Raw genomic sequence first — 21,062 nt, 5'->3', positions numbered from 1 at the left:
TGTGCAAATCACTTCAATGTGCTTTGCGCAGCGGATTTCGTCTCCGTAGCTCAGTGGATTAGAGCATTGGTTTCCGGTACCAAAGGTCGCAGGTTCGAATCCTGTCGGGGACACTTTTTGTTTTTGGGGATTTTGCACCACGTGCTCTGGCCGGGAAGGCCGACCATCCGCCCCGTTCTCTCCCAAACTGACCTTTATAGATTGACCTTTACCGACAAGCCTTCATTCCGTTCAATGGTAAAGGTCATTCTGTAAAGGTCAGTGTGCCAAAAATCACCCATCCTGGGCCAGATATTGGCCGCGGAACCCAGAGTCGGCGTACTTGTGGCACAGTGGCCTCATGGTGCAGGACAGCGTCAGATGGCAAATTCGACTGGGAACCGAAGCAGACGGGGTCGGCGATCCCCCAAGCCCGCGTGGCTTCACGATGGTCTGCTACGTCGATCGGCTCGTCGGCCATGCCCAGGTTTCGGAATCCGACGGCGTGTATCACCTCGTCGATCTGTTCGTCGAGCCTGAGTGGTCCGAGCGCGGAGTTGACCAAGCGCTCGTGACGGCGGTGGAAGCCGAAGTCATCGCCCGTGGTGCAACTGCCCTGACCTTGGTAACCAAGCGGGCAGCGTTTCTTGCTGAGCTAGGCTACCAAATGACCGAAGACCTTCCCGTCGCGCTCCGTCCCCTGAATAAGCCCGGTCACCAGCCGATGATGAAGGAGCTGGCGCAACCCGTACATCCCCATCCGGCGGTCAGCGTTCTACCGCTGCGCGATGGCCCCAAAGGTCTCGAGGTCTTTGTCCAACACCGCGTCGGCACGATGGATTTCGCAGCAGATGCCGTCGTCTTCCCAGGTGGCCGGGTGGATCCTCGCGATTATGACAACCAGCTTACCATTGCGGCTGAGGTGTCTAGCGCATGGAGCCACACCGCCCTACCTCCTGCGGATGTTCTCGTGTCCGCCGCCATCCGTGAGGTCGCCGAAGAGTGTGGAATCGAGCTCGCAGCTAGGAACCTCGTTCCGTGGGACAACTGGGTTACTCCTCCCGGTGGACGACGTCGCTTTGACGTGGCGTTTTTCCTGACCTTCGTGAGACCAGAGCAGCACATTGCGTGGCAAAACACCACAACCGAAGCACTCCGCTCAGCTTGGGAATCTGTTAAGAGCCTTCTCGACGACAACGAGGCCGGGTGGATTCGATTGATGGCTCCCACCAAAGCGCTACTTACCGAGTTGGGCACTTTCGACAAGGTAGCAGATGCACTCGCCTACCGCCCGAATATCACTCCAGTGCTTGACGACGACCCCGTGCGCCCACGACCATCGACTATCTGACACTGGATCGGGCACCAACGCACGTTGCCCACGCGACTACTCGCGTGGGCAACGTGTGGGTTGGGGATTAGTACTCGGGCATCAGGAACCAAGCGATGATGTAGAGCAGCACGCCGGAGAAACCAAGCAGAGTTGCCGCGACGAAAAGCAGGCGGACGAGGGTTGCGTTGATTCCGTAGGTTTCGGCGATGCCTCCACAAACACCGGCGATCATACGGTCGGTGCGGGAGCGGACGAGGCGGCGGGAAAACATATCAGACATTTGGGGCGACCTTTCTGGGTAATAGCGGTTGTTTTGTTCTTCACTATCTATTGAAGTCCCCGGAGCAACTAAGCACATCGGGGTCTGCCCTGATCTTTTCCCTGATTAATCCTCTACTTCTTCGGTGGATTCACCACGAGAGCACCGGAAAATCCTGGGGTTCCCGGCACATTGTTTACGGCCTCCACGCCCTTCATGAAACGCTTCAGCGACGCGACATCGTCTTGGTGCATGTGATCGAATACCAAGCGTCGCACGCTTTCCACGTGCTCGGGCGCAGCTTGTTCGAGCCGGCGCATGCCTTCGTCGGTAAGCGAAACGACGACCCCGCGAGCATCTCCTGGACTCTTACGCTTGGTAACCAGCCCGCGGCGTTCCATGCGGGTGATTTGGTGGGATGTTCGTGAGCGATCCCAATCGAGACCGAGGCACAGGTCACGCAGACGAAGCTGGCAGTCCTCAGCTTCAGAAAGGGTGACTAGGACAGCAAACTCCGAGGAAGAAAGGTCTGAGCCTGCGAGAAGTGTCTCATCCATTGCGCGGTTGATCTTGCGGAATGTCGCCAACATCGCACGCCACATCTCTTGTTCTTCATCATTTAGCCATCGTGCCTCATTTGCCATGCGACTCAGGATACTACTTCTTCTTCAAGACGGTAACTATTGGGCTGTTGACCTGTGCGGACTACACCTTTCAAAAATTACTTTAAATTTGGAGTTGACACATCATCATCCTCTTCGTTACTGTGGTGACATCGCAGCAAACAAGACACTAAGACTTGATCGCGCTGCGCCACTGAAAATCACGATTAACTAGCTTTTAAGGAGCATCACAATGCAGAACCTCAACGGAACTTTCGTCCTAGACAACGCTCACACCGCTATCAACTTCGTTGCACGTCACGCAATGGTTACCAAGGTCCGTGGCCACTTCACCGACTGGAACTCCACCGTTGTTATCGACCAGGACAACCCAGAGAACAACAAGGCTGAAGCAGTCATCAACGCAGCTTCCGTAAACACCGGTAACGCTGACCGCGACGCTCACGTTCAGGGTGAGGACTTCTTCGACGTAATGAAGTTCCCGGAGATTACTTTCACCTCCACCAAGTTCAACCTGGACGAAAACGGCGAAGGCACCGTCGATGGCGATCTGACCATCAAGGGCATCACCAAGCCTGTTACCCTCGACGTCGAGGTCTTCGGCGTTGAAGAGGATCCATTTGGCAACACCCGCGTTGGCTTCGAGGCTTCCACCAAGGTCAACCGCAAGGACTTCGGCATCGATTTTGACGCTCCTCTTAACTCCGGCGGCATGCTGGTTTCCGAGCAGGTCACCCTTGAGGTCGAAGGCTCCGGCATCAAGCAGGCATAAGCCACTCCATAGATTTCCACCACCGGTTACCCCACCGCGCTTAAATTACTTTCCTCCTCTCAAGAGCGCGGGGCGACCGGTGGTGGTTCCTTTTCCCAGTGCAATTATCTAGTGCGGGTTCTCGCCCGTAGATTTCAAGTCGTCGATTGAGTGACGCGCTGCGGTATTCACTCGGTCAAACCTTTGTGGGTAACACGTCAGCACAAGCACCTGATTATTCATCCCGACCGTGTTGAACAATGTGTTCATCAGTTTGAGACGCTGTGGATCGGTGGAGCCCAAGGCATCATCGACAACAACCGGCACCGAACCTGCTTCAGTCCCCCCGGAGGCTAATTCAGCGATCGCAAAGCGGGTAAGGACTGCGAGCTGCTCCTTCGCTCCACCCGACAATTGCTCTAAAGGCACCGTAGCTCCTGCGAGCGAACGCTCCACTACTTGCAAGTCATCATCCAGCTCAAAGCTCACCTCAGGCCCAAACACGATCGATGCATACCTATTGAGTGCACGCGCAAATGGCTCGGCATAACGCTTTCGAGCTGCGTCACGATACGAATGCATCGTGCTTCGGAGTAGATTCACCGCATCCGCGCGCCGCTGAACACGATCTGCCTCGGTTGAAAGCTGAGCAACCTTGGCTTCGAGTTGATCCACTTCCTCCGCGATGCCTTGTGCCGTCTCAATGTGGCTGGTGAGCTCGACGATCCGAATATGCGCGTCACTTTCGCGTTTCTTCAGATTCTCTACCCGTGCTGTGGCACCATTCAGCAGACTCTCGGCAAGGTCTGGTCTCGCTGCTTCCAATTCCTCGCGTGCTAGCTCCAATGCCTTTCTTGTTGTTTCATGAGTCGTAGTGGCTTCATGAAGCTTCAGCGCAAAGTCCTCGTCTGATAGTTTTTCCAACTGCGTGTCTAGCTCGCTGGTCGCGGTCTTGACAGCTTCCTCAGCGGCCTGCAACCTAGCGCGAACAATCTCCAGCTCAGTATGCGCTTTTCGGGCAGCCCAACCGCCCAATTGCGCCTCTGCACTACGTGCCAAAATCGACGCCTGATCGAAGGCTTCCTGATTTTCTTGTACCCGTCGCTCAGCTTCTTCTTCAGTGAGCGCATCTGCACTTTCGCGAAAACTATCAAGCTGTTCTTCTAGATTCTCGATCTCCGCCTTAATGTCATCGATCTCACGTGTCCCAAGAATTGATTTTCTACTGTCCACCGCACTGCTCAGTTGCGCGGTAACTTCACGATGCTGATCACGCTTGAGACGAACCTCTGCAAGCTCTGCGCATCCAAGCTCGTCGAGCAGCTCGCTCAAGGCGTGCTCTGCGTTCTCCACCGCAGACACTGAATCACTACTGGTCGCTGCGGCTTGGAACGTCGCAGCAAAGTTGTCTAACTCCAGCCTTGTGCCGTCATGGAGTTCGATGAAAGTCTCGCCAGACAGTTCAACCGGAGTGTCGTCGACAAGTACTTCGCCTGAAGTAGGTCGAGAGATGATGAGTTTGGCCGCGGAAGCTTCACGGAGACGTTTCTGGATCAGGAGCTCGTTGGAGGCATCTTCCACCGCGCTGACATCATCATCAGAGATAGTCCGCTCGGGAAGTTCCGATCGCAGGCGGGCTACTTCTTCGTCGGCTTTGTGCCAATCGTCGATCAAGGCGCGTAAGGCAGTGAGCTTTGAGCTTGCTCGTGTGTTGTCGCGAAGATTTTGTGCCTCGCGAAGCGCTTTGCGGGCTTTCTTCTCTTGTTCGACAGCGGTGTCGCGATGCAGTTCTAACTCCGCAATCTTGTCACTTTCCGCTTTAGTTTTCGCAGACAATTCAGAGACCTGCGCTGCAAGAGCAGTCCTGTTCGCTTTCGCCAGTTCAAGTCGTTCTACCAATAACTCACGATGTTGCTTATCTGCCAAGATTCGCTTCAGCGCCGCTTCCGCGTGATATGCCCGCTCGGCTGCCTGGTCTGCAGCATCCTTGGTCTTCTGCGCGGTGACAAACTGTTTCTGCAATTCCTCTACTTCGCGGACGGCATCAGGAAGTTCAGATCGGATTCCTTCGATCTCACGGTGTTTCCGATCAACTTCGTCAACCCGCTCCCCTAGGCGGTCTTTCTCGCGTCGCTTGTCCTCAAGCAACGCCGTAAATTCTGCAATTTTCTCGATACGCTGGGTGATCTCCTTGACGGGTTTTCCCTTGGGGGTGAAGTATCTCTGGTACTCCGATTCAATGCGTTGCAGGAGTTCGGTGTCTTCGGTTCCCGTGGAGTCTTCCCCGACTTCACGATCCAAAGCATGAGTCATGCTGGGAATCCCTACCGCCTTAATGCCACTTGGAACCGCGTTCTGCCGCATGAAAAGTGTTTGTGCAAGCTCGGCATCCATGTGCTCGGCGATGATGTCTGCAAGTTTGTCGTCGGCTTCTCGGCCTTTGAAATTGGCGCGTTGTGGGGCAACAAGTTCTAGCTCAGTCGCGGCGCGGGAGAGCCATTGCTTCCGCAGCTTGAACGTGTACGGGCCGATGGTTGCATGGAGAAAAACTTCTGGAGGTACATCACGATGCACCGGCTGCAGCTGCTTCACTGCCGAGTTCTTCGCCCCGTGGCGTTGGTTCAATACCGCATCTAAGGCGTCAAGGATTGTTGATTTTCCCGCCTCGTTCTCACCGTGAATCACGATGACTCCGGTTTCGGGCAGATCAGCGAGCTCAAGGTGCTCGATACCACGGACGTTGTCTAGCGTGAGAGAGTGAATTCGCATGAGTTACGCCTCCTGGCTGAGACGGAAAAGTAGATTTACGGCATCGCGAGCAGTTGGATCGTTATTGGACGCTGAAGTCACAAGCTCGCCCATCGCAGAGCGTGCGAAACCTTGGAGTGGCAGGTTCGCCATCTCTTCATCGCTGGGTTCTAGGTGCAAATCCCACAGGCGGTCCCGCTCGTACAAAGCGCCGAACACGGGTTCCTGTTTGGCTATGCCCGCTTCCAACATGCGCGTAGCTTCTAAACCAAGAGTCCCCGAAATTGAATACTTAATCACGGTGCGTGCCTTGTCTTCGTACGTATCAAGGTCTGCCAATAACGCTCTGACATCATCTAGGTCAGAGACTTCCCAGCTCAGCGCTTCAAAACGCCACTGGCCGGTGTGTACTTTCTCAACGTCGATGTCATCACCGCTAAGGGTCACCACGAGGGCATTGCCGGAATCGACCTCTCCGCCCGCGGAACCTGGAACAAAGTCATGAAAATCCGTTACCTCGGGCGAGCCAGAAAACCACACTCGCCCGCTGGTGCCCAAGGATTGAGTGGAGTGGGTATCACCCAACGCCACATAGTCGATCGTCCCATCCGCAATCCTCGACTCAATGTTGTCAAGGTCGATGAGACCAGGTGCTGGTTCGCTAGAAAAGGAAGCAACCTGTCCATGCCCTACAAGCACTCGAAGAGCATCACTGGGTTCTAGGTCACGCAGCGCCACTGCAACAAGGTCTTCACTCGCGTGCTTCGCGATCAATGGGGCACCGATAAGCTCCACTCCAGGTCGAACCTCGATCACAGAGCTTTCTTCAATCACGGTGACATTGTCGATGTCGCGCGTGCGGTTAAAAATCGAATCGGCAATAAGGGGATCATGGTTACCGGGCAAGAGATACACCGGGACAGGAAGCCGGGAAAGCAGTTCGACCGCGCGGCCAATCGTGCGCGGGTCTAGGGAGTTGTGCTCGAAAACGTCTCCGGCGATGACGATAAATTCGGCGCCGCGCTCGTCGGCAAGCATGCCTAGTCGCTCGACTGCGCGGAGCCGAGAGTCGTCGAAACGCGATTGTGCGTCGCTATCGAGGAACTTGCGCGTCATGCCTAACTGCAGGTCAGAAGAATGAATGAAGGTTAGTGTGTTCATGGGTCCAGTTGTAGCATTCGGTTCCGACATGGCTGCCCGGCTGAATCGAACGCGCAGGCTAACGGGTTAATTCGTCGTAGAGATCTTCGATGTCAGCTACTGCGCGAAGCTGGTCGATATTGGTAAATGAGATGGACTGCATTGCGGCGTGGAGAAGATCAAGGTCGGAATCATCGAGCATTGGGGCGACCTTCGGATCGGGCAGGTCCGGCATGGCACGGCCCGTCCAAAAATACTCGGACCCTTCCTCCGCATTTGCCTTGGACACAGAAACTGCAGCAACTCGTACCGTGCGTTCCAGCGAGTTCAGGTCGATCCCGCGCAACTGAAAAAGCAACGTCGGATCGGCATCGATTTTCGCGGCCAATTTCTCGGCCACAGCCACGGAGTGTTTACACACGTTGGATGGATCGGGGCAGTCGCAAGAAAACCAGATGTCGTCGCCTTCGTCACCGAGCAAGACATCGAGCACGTCCTGGGAAATATCACCCCGTCGAGCTTTGGTAATCCCGTTGGGAGTCTGGGCCAGCAATTTTGTCACTTCGCCCAAATCATCCGGTGAACGATACGGTAGGCGCATCACCACGGAAAAAGGCTGGTTCTGGGAACCGGCCACCTGCCCGTGCGCCGCTCCGAGGCGAATTTGAATGTCGATTACTTGCCCACTGGCTGCGTACTGCCGTCCACGAGTCACTCGCCCCTGGTCAGTCTTACGCACCGCTGCATTGAAAACGCGCATGGAGCCCGGCGACCATGTCACGCCTGTTGGACGTGGAGGAACGTTGACCTCGGCAGCATTGGTCACGCGCTTCTTCGCGCCAAAGTTGGCGTAAATAACGTTGTCTTCCTGTGGACGAACCATCTCGTTGTACCTCCTAGTCCTCTTCCTAGTCCTCTTCCGCACGGTAGCTGATCAGACGGGCCAAGTCTTCTGAATCCAGCTCGGTGATCCAGCCTTCCCCCTCGCCCACCACGGTTCCAGCCAGGTGCATTTTCCCGTCGAGAACATCTTGGATCGATTCTTCCATCGTTCCCCTGGTGATCATCTTGTACACATCGACATCTTTGTCTTGGCCAATGCGGTAGGCACGGTCGGTAGCCTGGTTCTCCACGGCGGGGTTCCACCAGCGGTCCATATGAATGACGATCGAGGCTGCGGTGAGGTTTAAGCCGGTACCCCCAGCCTTCAGCGACAAGATCATCGCTCGCGGTCCGTCAGCCTTTTGGAACGATGCCACCATCTTGTCACGCTGGTTCTTGGTCACGCCGCCGTGCAAGAACGGAATGTGCTCGCCAAACCGAGTGGATAGGTACGGCTGCAAAATATCACCGAAAGCTTTGTACTGGGTGAAGATCAGCACGCGACGATCTTGTTCCACCGCGTTGTTAAGCAGCTTCATCAGTTCCTCCACTTTGCCCGAGCGGTGTTTACCGTTCACGGTCACTGTCGAGCCATCGCCCAGGTAGTGCGCCGGGTGATTGCAAATCTGCTTGATGCGCGTGATCGTGGCTAGGACTAGCCCCTTGCGCGCCATGCCGCTGCGCTCCTCCAACGCCTGCTGCATCGAATCGGTCAGCGCCTTGTACAGCGCGGCCTGCTCTGCGGTCATATCCACCACGACGATTTGCTCGTCCTTCTCCGGCAGATCGTCGATAATGGCAGGATCGGTCTTCAGCCTGCGCAAGATAAAGGGTGCAGTCAACGTCCGCAGCCTCTCGCCCATCTCCATGGCCAGCTCTTCATTTCGCGCCGTTTCGATCGGCTTGGAAAAGTGGTTGCGGAAAAAGCTCGCTCCACCCAGCATGCCTGGGTTGACAAAGTCGAGGATTGAGCGCATTTCACTCAGCCGGTTTTCAATCGGCGTACCAGTCAAAGCAATGCGGTGACGCGCAGGAATCGCCCGGACGCTGCGCGAGGCGCGTGTCGACGAGTTCTTGATCGCCTGCGCCTCATCGAGCACAACATGGTCCCACTCAAAAACCGAAAGCTCCTTGAAGTCACGCCCCACAACGCCATACGAGGTAATCAGTATGTCGATGTTGTCGATTCTTTCTTGCAGGTCCAAGCCGTGCAGACGCTCAGCCCCGTGATGCACTTCCACCTTGAGATGCGGCACAAACCGACGCGCCTCGTTGGCCCAGTTACCCACCACCGAAGTCGGCGCTACCACCAAAGTTGGTCCGCCACGCTCGCCACGGTCTGCCTCCACTGCCAGTAGCGTGAGAAGTTGCAGGGTCTTACCCAACCCCATGTCGTCGGCAAGCACAGCCCCTAAGTTGTTGCGTGACATGTAATACAGCCAGTCCACGCCGCGACGCTGATATTCGCGTAGCTCCACCTGAACGGTGTCCGGAATCGCAATTCGCTCTGGGGCCGGTCGATCTGGGCCACCCATGAGAGAGGTAAACCACGGCGAACCAGTGAATTCGAGTGGCTCGTCGGCCAGTGATTCCAGCGCGAGCGCGCGCAGCTCCTCCGCTGTGACAACACCGCCTTCGCCCTCTAGCGCGGCGTTGTACTCGTCGCGCAGACGTTCGACCTCCGCCTCCAGCGCAAGAAAGTTCGGATCCCCATTGGCCTTGGCAAACTCAGCACGCATCGCTGCTTGCTCAAGGCGCTTTTTCATCTGCTCGGTGGAGCGCTTGGACAGCTTCTCCATGTATTCCTGGATCTTCGCCAGCGAAGAGTTGTCGGCCAAAACCCATTCGCCACGCAGTTTGATTAACCCGGATTTGGAGCGGATGAGGTCCTGCATCTCCTCGTGGGTGAGCTGCGTATCCCCCACACTTACTCGCCAGTCATAGCTGACCAGCTGATCAAAGCCCAACCGAGTCACCGAAGAACCGTCGGCGCCCTCGGAAGCACGCTGAACGTTCAACTTCGCCGACGTCTCTGCGGTGGACCACGCGCGCGGCAACATGACCGTAAAGCCTGCTGCCTTGAGTCGCGTTGCTTCATGCTGCACAAAGCGAACGATGTCTTCAGTGGAAAGAAATACGTCCCAATCGCCGGCAACCTGGTCGTCGTCGAAGAACATGCGGCGTGGATGCAAAGTGGCATCCACAAGGGACGTGATGGTGATCGCTTGGCGCAAAGAGTTCTTCAACCGCTCTGTGCTGTTCGGGTCCAGCTCCCCTAATCTGATGGGGCGCGGGGCATCAGTACCGCTGCGCACCTGCAATCGCACAGGCCATTGCTGAGCCCCGGGGTCAGCTGCTTGCTCGGTGTCTTCGGGCTGCTCAACGATGAAGACGAGCTGAACGTTGACCGCTGTAATTGACCCGTTCCACGCATTCATATGCTTGAGCAACTGCGGGTTCCCGCGACGCAAAGGCGCGGACATCAAAAGCGACTCAGCGAAGTCATGCCATGGGTACGGACGCTGCACCTCAAGGAGGTGGCGCAAACGCGCCGAAACAATCCAGTGCACAAACGTCTGCGCGATGGATTCGGTGAGGTTGACATTGTTAATTGCGATGACACCCGGCGCTGCCGCGACCATGTCCGCCAGCCAACCGCGCTCTTCCAATCCGGTGCCCAACTGCCACTCCGGATACCACTGATGATCGGCGTAGTTCACGCGAATCGTCACCCGCCCGGCGCGCGCAAACTTGGTGATGCCCGTGTACATGCGGATAATCCAGTACAAATCGGGGGCGATCGCTGCGCGCTGTTCCTTCGTTGCAGCGGGACTGTTGTCGTCGAGAAACGCGATCTGGCTCAAGAACGAAATCGTCTCTTCGGGGGCAAAAGCTGCGGCTGGGATGCGCAGCTCTACGTGGCGACCTTTAGGCGTCTGCAATTTGATGTTTACGCGACGGCGAAAGTGTTCGTCGTCAAGCAATGCCTCGATGACAGGAGGAAACGTGCCCGGTGCTGCAGCGGAAGGCAGCACGATCTTGTGGCCTTCCACCATCTCAACCCAGAGGTTGAGTCCGGAGTCTGGCAACCAGAGCCCGTGGAGAAGGAATTTAGGCATAAGTTCCTTTTTACCACCTTTAGCGATTTCGTCACTGTAAATCAACTACGTACAGTAGTGTCATTGCTAATTTTGTGCCCCTTGTCACCCAGGAAAATTGAAAGGCCTACCCATGACCGACAACGCATGGATCATTGTCGCCATCGTTTTATATTTCGGGGTGATGCTGAGCATCGGTTTCTACTCATGGCGTCGCACCAAGAAATACGACGACTACGTCCTTGGCGATCGTGGCCTCCACCCATTTGTCGCCGGTCTTTCCGCAGGCGCATCGGATATGTCTGGCTGGCTTTTGATGGGTCTTCCCGGCGCGCTTTTCGCCACCGGCATGAGTGAGCTGTGGATCGTCATTGGTCTGCTCATCGGCACCTGGGCCAACTGGAAGTGGATCGCACCGCGTCTGCGCTCCTACTCGGAGGTGGCCAACAACTCGATCACCCTGCCAAGCTTCTTTGAGAACCGCTTGCATGACTCGTCGCGCCTCCTGCGCATCATCGCGGCCGGCATCATCATCTTCTTCTTTACCTTCTATGTATCCTCCGGCATGGTCGCCGGCGGGCGCTACTTCGAGTCCACTTTCCACGGCGACTACCTCACCGGAATGCTGATCGTCGGCTCTATTACCGTGATTTATACCTTCGTTGGCGGCTTCCTCGCTGTGTCCTACACCGACGTGGTTCAAGGTCTGCTGATGTTCGCCGCTCTGATCATCGTCCCTGTCATGGCATTCTTCGCATTGGACAACGTCTCCGAGCTGTTCACATTTGCCACCAACAACGCCTACGGACCGCACCCCGAAGGCAACCCGACATACTTCAATCTTGTCTCCGGGGTCTCACTTGCTGCGATCATCGGCAACCTCGCTTGGGGCTTGGGTTACATGGGCCAGCCGCACATCGTCACCAGGTTCATGGCGCTGCGCAATCCATCCGAAGCCAAGCAAGGTCGCGTCACCGGAGTCTTCTGGGTGACTCTGTGCTACATCGGTGCGATCGCTACGGCGATCATCTCCACTGTCTACTTTGCTCAAAAGGGCGAGACGATCACCGATACAACGAGCTACGAGACGATCTTCCTCGACCTCGCGCGCTTGCTTTTCCACCCACTGATCGCGGGAGTCATTTTGACCGCCGTACTTGCCGCCATCATGTCCACGATGTCCTCGCAGCTCTTGATCACTGCGTCGGCGCTTGTCGAAGATCTCTACCGCGTATTCGCGAAGAAGCAAGCCCCGGGTCGCGTTCTGCTGTTGTGGTCGCGAGTGATGGTTGTTGTAGTCGCACTGGTTGCCATCATCTTGGCTGTCAACCCTTCCGACTCCATCCTCAGCCTCGTCGGCTTTGCATGGGCTGGTTTTGGCTCGGCGTTTGGTCCTGTCATGATTGCAGCCTTGTACTGGAAACGCCTGACTGCGCCGGGTGCCATCGCAGGCATGACCACCGGCGCTGTCGTGTCGTTTGTCTGGGGTAACCTCGAAGCGACCTCCTCGATGATCTACGAAATCGTTCCAGGCTTCATCGCCGCCACCGCTGCCATGATCATCGTCTCACTTCTCACCCGCGCACCCGAGGAAGCCCCAGCGGAGTTCGACGAAGCGCTCGCGATCACTGAGTACTCCAACGCCCACCCGGATCTTTCCTTCTCCCAAGCTCGTGAAGCTATCCATGGAACCCAGGAGGGGTCAACCGCAGTCTAAAGAGGGTATGAACCTTCGCAGGCTATACCTCGCTTTTCTCATTGTGCTCACGCTTGCCACCGTGAAATTCCCGGTTGGCTCGCGTGAGCTTTCTTTGCTTATCGACGACTCCCCCGCCGTCCCACAGCGCCTCACCGTGATCGGCTATGCCCGCACCGAGTTCGGAGCGGGCTGGGCGACTGGCCGCTCAGGTTGCACTACTCGCCAAGAACTACTGGCGTGGCATCTAGATTCCCCAAGTTGTCATATCGCCCCGGCGCCTGGGAGCACCGTCTACGACCCCTACACCGGAGTGGATACACCGGCTCACGAGCTAGAAATCGACCACGTCTTTCCTTTGTCCGCTGCCTGGGATCTGGGAGCACACGCCTGGGAACATGACAAGCGAGTCGCCTTTGCCAACGATCCTTTGAACTTGATCGCCACCTCGCGCGCCGCGAATCAAGAAAAATCCGACCAGCTCCCCTCTGAGTGGTTGCCCAGCCATACTCGTTTTCGTTGCGAGTACGTCACCCGACTGGCAGCGGTTGCTGCCACATACGAGCTTTCTTTGCCTGCAGAGGATCGGAAAGTAATGAATCGCCAATGTAGGTTCAGCGTGACTACACTACTGCCCGTAGAGTAGTTCGAGGTAGTAACAGACACTGAAAAGGAATTCGTTTTTTATGGTTAGTTTCTTGATTTTCCTGCACGTTGTGTCGGCAATCATCCTGCTCGGCCCTGTCATGGTGGCAACGTCGATCTTCCCACGCCAGGCAGACGAAGCACGCGCCGGCGATCAGCGTGCTGCGGGCCGCGCCCAGCTGCTCGGGCGCATCAGCTCGACCTATGGCGTGATCTCCGCTTTGGTTCCGCTGTTGGGCGCAACTGTTCTGTTCGCGGGGTGGGCGCAGTTTAAGACCCAGGGGCAGTTCCACGCCTCCCTGGTCCTCGCTGTGATCGCCTGGGCGATCTTGATCGCGCTGGTAATTCCGCAGCAGAAGAAGATGCTGGGCACTTTAAACCTGCTCCCAGTAGATGACGTTGATCCTGAGCACGATCAGGTTAAGGACTGGGACAAGTCCAAAAAGATGGCGACAATCGGTGCCGGAATCTTTAACCTGCTCTGGGTGATCATGCTCATCCTCATGTTTATCTAGGCAACCCAGCCTAGAATCGCGCGAATCCGCACAAAGAATCTTCTAGAGCAACAGCCGCGAGTCCGACGAGTTTCCAGTTGACCAGGTGATCGACGGGAACATCGGGAATACCGTAGAAAAAGTCATCCATCCAGTGGTCGTCATGCATTTCATCGCTTTGCACGGTCAGTCCCAGGCGAGTGCCCACGATGTGGGCGATCAAGCCAAGCTCCATCGGGTGGATGGCTTTTTCGCATTCTGACACGTTTTCCACATGCTCCAGAAGGCCGATATAGACCACCTGCGCCAAAGCTTTAAGTACCGTGGCCGTGAGATCGACACCGGCCTCCGCGTTCACTTTGACTACGCAACGCGCGGGCGCACTACTGTTGCCGGCTGGGCGTTCCAGCGCCATACGTACTAGCACGTCGGGGTCTGGCTGCTCGTCTTTCTGGAGATGAATGCCGGACTGTGGAAGTTGGGAGAAGTACACGAGAGCGTCGTCGACAAGCACTGCGGAAATTTCCGCAACAGCCGGGTCGATGTCGACGTCGAGAGGCGGGTGCATGCTGCCGACAAGTGTTGGCGACGACTCTACCGTCATCGGCGGGGTCACGTCACTTGCCGGGTAGACCGGAATTGTTCCATCACCACCGCTTGGGATCATGATCGGACTCGTTCCGGCAAGCGGGTACGCGCCGCGCATGACCCAGTCCAGCTCGGTGCGAACATCCAGCTCTGCGAGTGCGCGCAGCACCGCGGGATTATCAAAGTCTTCAGGCGAGAGTCGGCTGGTGAGTTCTAAGGCGATAACGGTGGCCTGCTCCACGGTGAAATGGGCATTCTGCGAGATATAGTTGACCACCCAGCGTTCCACTATTGCTCGGTGTTCGAGACATGTTGTGGTACGCACGATGGAGTCAAACATCACAAAGAGCTGATCCGTGGGCACAATCCAACCTCCATGTGCTCGTGTCAAAGCTTCACAGGTCCGCAAGAGAGGACTCGAAGCAGGGGGATGAACGCAAAAATGCGATAAGCAGAATAGTCACTACTATTCTGCTTATCGCACACAAGGCAAATGTCGTTACATCGCCACAGAAAGCACTAGTCGCGCCACTGTCCACGGCCGCCGCGATCATCGCGCCCACCGCGGTAACCACCACGATCATCACGGTCGCGTCCCCCGCGGTAACCACCACGGTCGTCGCGGTCGCGTCCGCCACGGTAGCCGCCACGATCTTCACGATCGCCACGTCCGCCACGGTCACGACGGTATCCGCCGCGTCCACCGCGATCGTCTCGGTCGCGTCCACCGCGTCCCCCGCGGTAGCCGCCACGATCGTCGCCCTGATCACGCTGAGGGCCACCGTGGTCGCGCTCAATGTTGATCAGCTGGCCCGAAATGCGGGTATCAGACAGGCGATCGAGTACGGAAGAGTCCATGTTCTTGGGCAGCTCGACCAAGGTGTGGTTAACAGCGATGGTGATGCGACCGAAGTCCTTGGAGCTCAAGCCACCTTCGTTAGCCAATGCGCCGACGATGGCACCTGGGCGAACGTGCTGACGCTTACCCACGGCAAGTCGGTAGGTGTCAAAGTTACCGTTACGCTCGAAGCGATCGCGTCCACCGCGCTCACGACGATCACCGAAGTCACGATCACGGCGGTCACCACGGTCACGACGATCGAAATCACGACCACCACGGTCGAAGTCGCGGTCACGCTTCTGCTTTGGTGGCTCCTTCATCAAGAACTCGTCGCCAGCCTGCGCCTGGGTAGCCAGTGCCGCAGCGATATCCTCCATTGGGACGTCGTTTGCTTCGGAGTATGCCTTGACCAGCGAACGGAAGACGTCGATCTGCTTGGATTCCAGCGACGCTGTGATGGAGTCAGCAAAATTAGCCTTGCGGGACTCGTTAACCTCATCGACGGTTGGCAGATCCATCTCTTCGATGGTCGCGTTGGTCACGCGTTCGATGGAACGCAGCATGCGACGCTCACGAGGGGTAACAAACAGGATCGCTTCGCCCTTACGACCTGCACGGCCCGTACGACCGATGCGGTGCACGTAGCTCTCGGTGTCGTTCGGGATGTCGTAGTTCAAAACGTGTGAGATGCGCTCTACGTCCAGGCCACGGGCGGCGACGTCGGTTGCGACAAGGATGTCCAGGCGGCCATCACGCAGCTGATCGACGGTGCGCTCACGCTGCTGCTGGGCAATATCGCCGTTGATCGCGGCTGCGGAGAAGCCACGTGCGCGCAGCTTCTCGGCAATTTCTTCGGTTTCGTGCTTGGTGCGCACGAACACGATCATTGCTTCAAACTCGGTCACCTCAAGGATGCGGGTGATCGCGTCGAGCTTGTTGCGGTGCGCGGTGAAGAGGTAGCGCTGGGTGATGTTGGTGTTGGTGCGGGTCTCCGACTTCACGGTGACCTCTGCAGGATCATTCAAGTACTGCTTGGAGATCTTGCGAATGCCGTTTGGCATGGTCGCCGAGAACAGTGCAACCTGCTTCTCGTCCGGGGTGTCTTCCAGAATGCGCTCAACGTCTTCTTGGAAGCCCATGTTGAGCATCTCGTCTGCCTCGTCAAGTACGAGGAAACGCAGCTTGGAGATGTCCAGGGAGCCCTTCTCCAGGTGATCAATCACACGGCCAGGGGTGCCGACGATGATCTGTGCGCCACGACGCAGGCCGGAAAGCTGCACGCCGTATGCCTGACCGCCGTAAATCGGCAGAACCTGGATCTTGCCCAGGTGGTCAGCGAAGGACTGGAAAGAGTCAGCGACCTGGAGTGCCAGCTCGCGGGTTGGTGCCAAGACCAGTGCTTGTGGGTGACGCTCAGACGGATCGATCTGGGACAGGATCGGCAGCGCGAATGCTGCGGTCTTGCCAGTACCGGTCTGTGCAAGGCCGACTACGTCGCGGCCTTCCATCAACAGTGGAATGGTCTCTGCCTGAATGGCAGATGGCTGTTCGAATCCGACGCGCTTTACAGCCTGAACTACCTTGTCAGGCAGGTTGAGGTTCTCGAAACCATTGGCAGCTTCTTTGGATTCCTCCGCTGCGGGTTCTGAGGTTACGTCGTTGTTTTCTTCGGTATCTTCGTTGGTCGAGTCCGTGTTTTCGGTCTCAACGCCGGTATCCTCAGAGTTTTCCGCATCCCTGGTGTCATCAGAAGCAGTATTTTCCACTGCGACATCCTGCGGGTTCATCTGAGTTTCCGACTCGGTAAAGTTCTCCGGCGAATTTTCGCTGCCGGTAGCGTTTTCGGAATTGCTCATCGCGAGCAACGATACGCTAAATGTTGGCATTTCACCATTTGCGCTTTACTTTCGCTACAACCGAGCCATTGCTTAGCGACGATTTCCTCTGCTTTTCACCACAGTATTTCGTTATGGAATCGTGCAAATTGTTACTCCGGCAAGTAGCTTGTTGCCGATAAACTACGGCGCATGCGACTTCGACTTTCCGCCGTACTGCTTGCTACTCCCCTGTTTCTGCCCCTGTTACTAACCGCGTGCGCCAACGACGACCAAAGCAACGAAGCCTCCGCTCCATCAACGCCCGTAGTAACCACCACAGAAACGGTCCAAGACTTACGCGCCGCACAGACATCTACTGCAGCTCCTGTCTCCGAAGATTCTTCGCAAATCTCTGCCCCTGAAACTCCTGGCACGAGTTCTAGTGTTGATCCGGTTTCCTCCGCCGAAGCTACTTCTGCATTGGCAAGCGAAGGTGATTACTGTGGCGCCGCCACGGCTTCACACTCCGGCGTTGAATTCGACATCATTGCGGTGAGCTCTGACACAGACTGTGAAGTCGGTCTAGCAGTGATCTCCGAGTACTTCTCCGGCAATCACGATCTGTTCGGAATCGATGCCACCTGGACATCACCCGAAGGCTGGTACTGCCTGTGGGATGCTAACTCCACCGACCCGAACGCATCCCCGTATCAAGGGAAAGCACGCTGCACGAACCAGAATGGCTCTGATGGGGTTGTCGCACAGGAACGGTAACTGCCCTTTCCTTGATTCCGCGATAATTTTCGGCGCCTAACCTATCCTGTGTACATGACAAAACACATTGAGGTAACCGGCGCGGTTTTTGTTCGCAATGGTTACGTCTTCGCAGCGCAGCGCGGTCCAGACAAAAACATGGCCGGCAAATGGGAGTTTCCAGGCGGCAAGATCGAACGCGGCGAAACCCCGCAGGAATCTCTCGCGCGCGAACTCAAAGAAGAATTGCTTATCGACGCCACAGTCGGCGAACACATCACCACCACCTCTTACGAATACGACTTTGGTGTGGTGAACCTAGCCACCTACTATTGCACCGCAAAAACTGATGCTGAGCCTGTTTTGACCGAGCACTCAGAGGTGCGCTGGGTTCCCGTCGCTGAATTGGATCAGCTTGATTGGGCGCCAGCTGACATTCCTGCAGTGAAGTTGATTATGGGAGACACCGAGGGATGAAGGATCGCCTTTCTCGGCTAGCCCTCGATACTGAATACGGATTCCTTGATTCTCAAATCTTGTCCCAGCGATTAGAGAATCCCGTCCTCGTTGCCAACGGCGAAGAGAATACGATGCTCGCCGCACTCAGATCTGAATTGTCTTCAGCCGAGTCTTTCGTCTTTTCAGTCGCTTTTGTCACGAACGGTGGGATCGGCGCATTGAAACAACAGCTTGTCGAATTTCCAGGTCACGGCGTTATCATCACCTCCGACTATCAGGATTTCAATGATCCGAACGCGCTCAGAGAGCTATTGAACCTCCGAAACATTGATGTGCGTGTAATGACAAAGTATCCGCATCACGCTAAGGGATACATCTTTCGGCGCCACGACCACGTCACCGCTCTAGTTGGAAGTTCCAACCTCACTCGTGATGCTCTCATGACAAATCGCGAATGGAATCTCCGATTTTCGACTCATAGCGATGGAGACATCGCAGACCAGCTTAACCATGCAGTCGAGCGGCATATTAACGACTCAGAATTGCTCACAAACGAATGGATCGACGAATACGAGCAACGTCGTCGCCGCGTTCCTATCTCTATCGACCCAATTCGCTCCGCAGATCATATCCAGCCCAACGCAATGCAGGTTGAAGCACTAGACAGACTCCAGGAAGTGATAAATGCCGGTGAATCCAAGGCGTTAATCATCTCTGCAACCGGTACGGGAAAAACCATTCTCTCGGCCCTTGCTGTTCGTCAATCAAAACCACGCACCGTTTTGTTCGTCGCCCACCGTGAACAAATTCTCCGCAAAGCTGCCGAAGAGTTTCAGCGTGTCTTGGAGTGCGATAGCACCGATATCGGATTCTATATCGGTCACCAACGTGACTTGAACTGCAGGTTTGTCTTTGCAACGGTGCAGACCATCTCTCAAATGAAGAATTTGAGCGAGATTTCTCCTGTTCATTTTGACTACATAGTGATCGACGAAGTTCATCGCTCGGGTGCCGACTCATATCGCAGACTCCTCAGCTACTTCCGCCCTCAATTTCTGCTCGGACTCACGGCAACACCTGAACGTACGGACCAATTCAATGTCTTTGAGCTATTTGATTACAACGTTCCCTACGAGATTCGATTGGGTCGAGCACTCGAAGCTCACATGCTGGTGCCATTTGATTACTACGGAATATCTGATTACGAGTCCGCCCAAGGACGCATCATCAGCGACGTTTCTTCTGTCTCTGACTTGATTGCCGATGAACGAGTGGATCACATCGCACAAACTCTGGAAGATTTCGAGTTTCCACGTGGGACGAAGGGACTCGTATTCTGCAGTTCGAATGATGAAGCAAGGTTGATCTCAGATCGGCTGAACAAGCGGACCGTTAATGGTCGATTGCTTCGCACCGAAGCTATCTCCGGGGCGACCCCGATTGCAGAGCGCGAAAACGTCGTCGACAAGCTTCTTCAGGGGCGGATTGATTACATCTTGACAGTCGATATCTTCAACGAGGGTATCGATATCCCACCAGTAAACGTTGTTGTCATGTTGCGAGGGACGCAGTCGTCGATCATCTTCACGCAACAATTGGGACGAGGGCTGCGAAAGTCACCTAACAAGGAATCGCTACGTGTCATTGATTTCATTGGCAATTACGCGAACAACTATCTCATCCCGATTGCCCTTACGGGAGATCGATCGTCGAACAAGGACACGATTAAGGCTCGCATCCGGCAATCCCGTTCAAATCCAGTGGCAGGCCAATCAACGATCAGCTTCGATGAAGTTTCAACCGCACGCATCCTAGAGTCGCTGCACAAGGCTTCACTGTTGGATAAGCGAAAATGCAAAGAGGCCATCATCGCATTGCGACAAAGAATTGGACGAATCCCACGCTTGATGGATTTCGAAACGCACGAATCTGTCAACCCCTTTTTGCTCGCAACCAAGGACCAGAGCTACTGGGCACTGCTTCACTCGTTAAAGCTTGTGGAACACGCTCCTCATCAATCTGAGCAGGCTTTCCTTAGCTTCATCTCCAATGAATTACTCAACGGAAAACGCCCCCATGAGTTGCTCCTTCTTCGAGAGGTTTTGCTCAATGAGAAGGTAGCAGTAGAAAGCTACGTGCAAATCCTCAAGTCTCATGGTCTTGACCACTCTTCGCAGGTTCTATCGACTGTGGCTGCGATTTTCGATTTGACGTGGTTCGCTACTACGACCCGAAAGAAATACGGAGATACCCCTGCGATCGTATTCGACGGTGCTTCTTTTGAGCTTTCAGATACTTTTCGTTCTTTCTATACCTCGTATGCAGAATCACATACGTTCTCACCAATAAGCTTTAAAGACCACGTAGATGACGTAATCGAAACCGGACTCCTCCTCAACCGCAAGTATTACGGGGGCGGTGCAGCGCTCGTTCGCGGCCAGCGATACTCCCGGAAAGACGTTTGTCGCCTATTGAACTGGCCGAAGAATCTTGACAGCACGATGATGGGATATCGGTACGAATCCGAAACAAACACGTGCCCTATCTTTGTGACTTATCACAAGGACGCCGATGTGTCGGCCAGTCAGCGATACGAAGATCAACTCATCGATTCGTCGACAATGCTCTGGTACACCCGCCATGGCCGCACATTGAAATCGGCCGAACTTCAACCGATTCTTTTCGGCGACGCGGAACTCCACCTCTTCGTGAAGCGTGAAGATGCAGATGGCAAGGACTTTTTCTATTTGGGCCAAGCCAAAGCAACCGAACCAAAGCAAGAGAGCATGCAAGACGATCACGGTAAAGAATTAGACGTAGTAACCACCCAGCTCAAGATGCAAATTCCAATCCCATCGGAGCTTTTTCACACCATTACAGCGAGAAAAAATGTGGCGGCTGCGGAATAGTTGTCGATACATCGTTTACGTCAAGCGATTTATCAAGTCCTCAAATA

At 55.5% G+C, this 21,062-nt stretch carries 16 protein-coding genes and 1 tRNA gene; 9 read left to right on the top strand and 8 right to left on the bottom strand.

Features of this window, described 5'->3' with window-relative positions:
• Positions 1-39: 39 nt before the first annotated feature.
• Positions 40-113 (top strand) — tRNA-Arg (locus QP027_RS04235).
• Between the two features lie 227 nt (positions 114-340).
• Positions 341-1,330, top strand: a complete 990-nt coding sequence (locus tag QP027_RS04230) for a GNAT family N-acetyltransferase (RefSeq protein WP_284826254.1) — start codon at positions 341-343, stop codon at positions 1,328-1,330.
• Between the two features lie 67 nt (positions 1,331-1,397).
• On the opposite strand, the gene QP027_RS04225 is transcribed toward QP027_RS04230, so the two are convergent.
• Entirely contained in the window at positions 1,398-1,583 is a 186-nt protein-coding gene (locus tag QP027_RS04225) for a PspC domain-containing protein (protein ID WP_432418619.1), read from the bottom strand.
• A 122-nt stretch (positions 1,584-1,705) separates the two neighbouring features.
• Positions 1,706-2,215 (bottom strand): MarR family winged helix-turn-helix transcriptional regulator, encoded by a 510-nt coding sequence (locus QP027_RS04220; protein WP_284826250.1) that lies wholly within the window; start codon positions 2,213-2,215, stop codon positions 1,706-1,708.
• Between the two features lie 211 nt (positions 2,216-2,426).
• On the opposite strand from QP027_RS04220, the gene QP027_RS04215 reads away from it, so the two are divergent.
• The gene (locus tag QP027_RS04215; RefSeq protein ID WP_284826248.1) at positions 2,427-2,966 is read left to right on the top strand and encodes a YceI family protein; all 540 of its coding nucleotides are present in this window, start codon (positions 2,427-2,429) and stop codon (positions 2,964-2,966) included.
• 108 nt (positions 2,967-3,074) lie between these two features.
• On the opposite strand, the gene QP027_RS04210 is transcribed toward QP027_RS04215, so the two are convergent.
• Genes QP027_RS04210 through QP027_RS04195 form a run of 4 tightly spaced genes read right to left on the bottom strand, consistent with a single transcriptional unit; the run spans position 3,075 to position 10,834 of the window.
• A complete protein-coding gene (locus tag QP027_RS04210) occupies positions 3,075-5,714 on the bottom strand; it encodes an AAA family ATPase (protein WP_284826245.1) in 2,640 nt (879 codons plus the stop codon).
• Between the two features lie 3 nt (positions 5,715-5,717).
• Positions 5,718-6,854, bottom strand: a complete 1,137-nt coding sequence (locus QP027_RS04205) for a metallophosphoesterase family protein (protein ID WP_284826243.1) — start codon at positions 6,852-6,854, stop codon at positions 5,718-5,720.
• A 58-nt stretch (positions 6,855-6,912) separates the two neighbouring features.
• Complete coding sequence (locus QP027_RS04200) at positions 6,913-7,716, bottom strand: SWIM zinc finger family protein (protein ID WP_284826242.1); 804 nt, start codon at positions 7,714-7,716, stop codon at positions 6,913-6,915.
• A gap of 25 nt (positions 7,717-7,741) precedes the next feature.
• Positions 7,742-10,834 (bottom strand): DEAD/DEAH box helicase, encoded by a 3,093-nt coding sequence (locus QP027_RS04195; protein ID WP_284826241.1) that lies wholly within the window; start codon positions 10,832-10,834, stop codon positions 7,742-7,744.
• Positions 10,835-10,946: 112 nt separating this feature from the next.
• Here QP027_RS04195 and putP point away from each other — a divergent pair, with 112 nt between their 5' ends.
• Genes putP through QP027_RS04180 form a run of 3 tightly spaced genes read left to right on the top strand, consistent with a single transcriptional unit; the run spans position 10,947 to position 13,669 of the window.
• Complete coding sequence (gene putP / locus QP027_RS04190) at positions 10,947-12,530, top strand: sodium/proline symporter PutP (protein ID WP_284826239.1); 1,584 nt, start codon at positions 10,947-10,949, stop codon at positions 12,528-12,530.
• Between the two features lie 7 nt (positions 12,531-12,537).
• A complete protein-coding gene (locus tag QP027_RS04185; protein WP_284826238.1) occupies positions 12,538-13,155 on the top strand; it encodes an HNH endonuclease family protein in 618 nt (205 codons plus the stop codon).
• 40 nt (positions 13,156-13,195) lie between these two features.
• The gene (locus tag QP027_RS04180; protein ID WP_284826235.1) at positions 13,196-13,669 is read left to right on the top strand and encodes a DUF2269 domain-containing protein; all 474 of its coding nucleotides are present in this window, start codon (positions 13,196-13,198) and stop codon (positions 13,667-13,669) included.
• Positions 13,670-13,679: 10 nt separating this feature from the next.
• Here the strand turns inward: QP027_RS04180 and QP027_RS04175 are convergent, their stop codons facing one another.
• Together QP027_RS04175 and QP027_RS04170 are read right to left on the bottom strand one after the other, a co-directional pair.
• Positions 13,680-14,600 (bottom strand): hypothetical protein, encoded by a 921-nt coding sequence (locus QP027_RS04175; RefSeq protein ID WP_284826234.1) that lies wholly within the window; start codon positions 14,598-14,600, stop codon positions 13,680-13,682.
• 155 nt (positions 14,601-14,755) lie between these two features.
• A complete protein-coding gene (locus QP027_RS04170; RefSeq protein WP_284826232.1) occupies positions 14,756-16,933 on the bottom strand; it encodes a DEAD/DEAH box helicase in 2,178 nt (725 codons plus the stop codon).
• 171 nt (positions 16,934-17,104) lie between these two features.
• On the opposite strand from QP027_RS04170, the gene QP027_RS04165 reads away from it, so the two are divergent.
• The 3 genes from QP027_RS04165 (at position 17,105) to QP027_RS04155 (ending at position 21,015) form a co-directional block, all read left to right on the top strand.
• Positions 17,105-17,668 carry a hypothetical protein gene (locus QP027_RS04165; protein ID WP_284826230.1) on the top strand — a complete coding sequence of 188 codons (564 nt, stop codon included), beginning with the start codon at positions 17,105-17,107 and terminating at the stop codon, positions 17,666-17,668.
• Between the two features lie 54 nt (positions 17,669-17,722).
• Entirely contained in the window at positions 17,723-18,124 is a 402-nt protein-coding gene (locus tag QP027_RS04160) for a (deoxy)nucleoside triphosphate pyrophosphohydrolase (RefSeq protein WP_284826228.1), read from the top strand.
• A 113-nt stretch (positions 18,125-18,237) separates the two neighbouring features.
• Positions 18,238-21,015, top strand: coding sequence for a DUF3427 domain-containing protein (locus QP027_RS04155; RefSeq protein ID WP_284826226.1), 2,778 nt, complete (start codon positions 18,238-18,240; stop codon positions 21,013-21,015).
• Positions 21,016-21,062 lie beyond the last annotated feature (47 nt).

The sequence above is a fragment of the Corynebacterium breve genome (assembly GCF_030252165.1).
GTDB classification, from domain to species: domain Bacteria; phylum Actinomycetota; class Actinomycetes; order Mycobacteriales; family Mycobacteriaceae; genus Corynebacterium; species Corynebacterium breve.
This window is presented reverse-complemented; position numbering and strand designations above follow the sequence as displayed.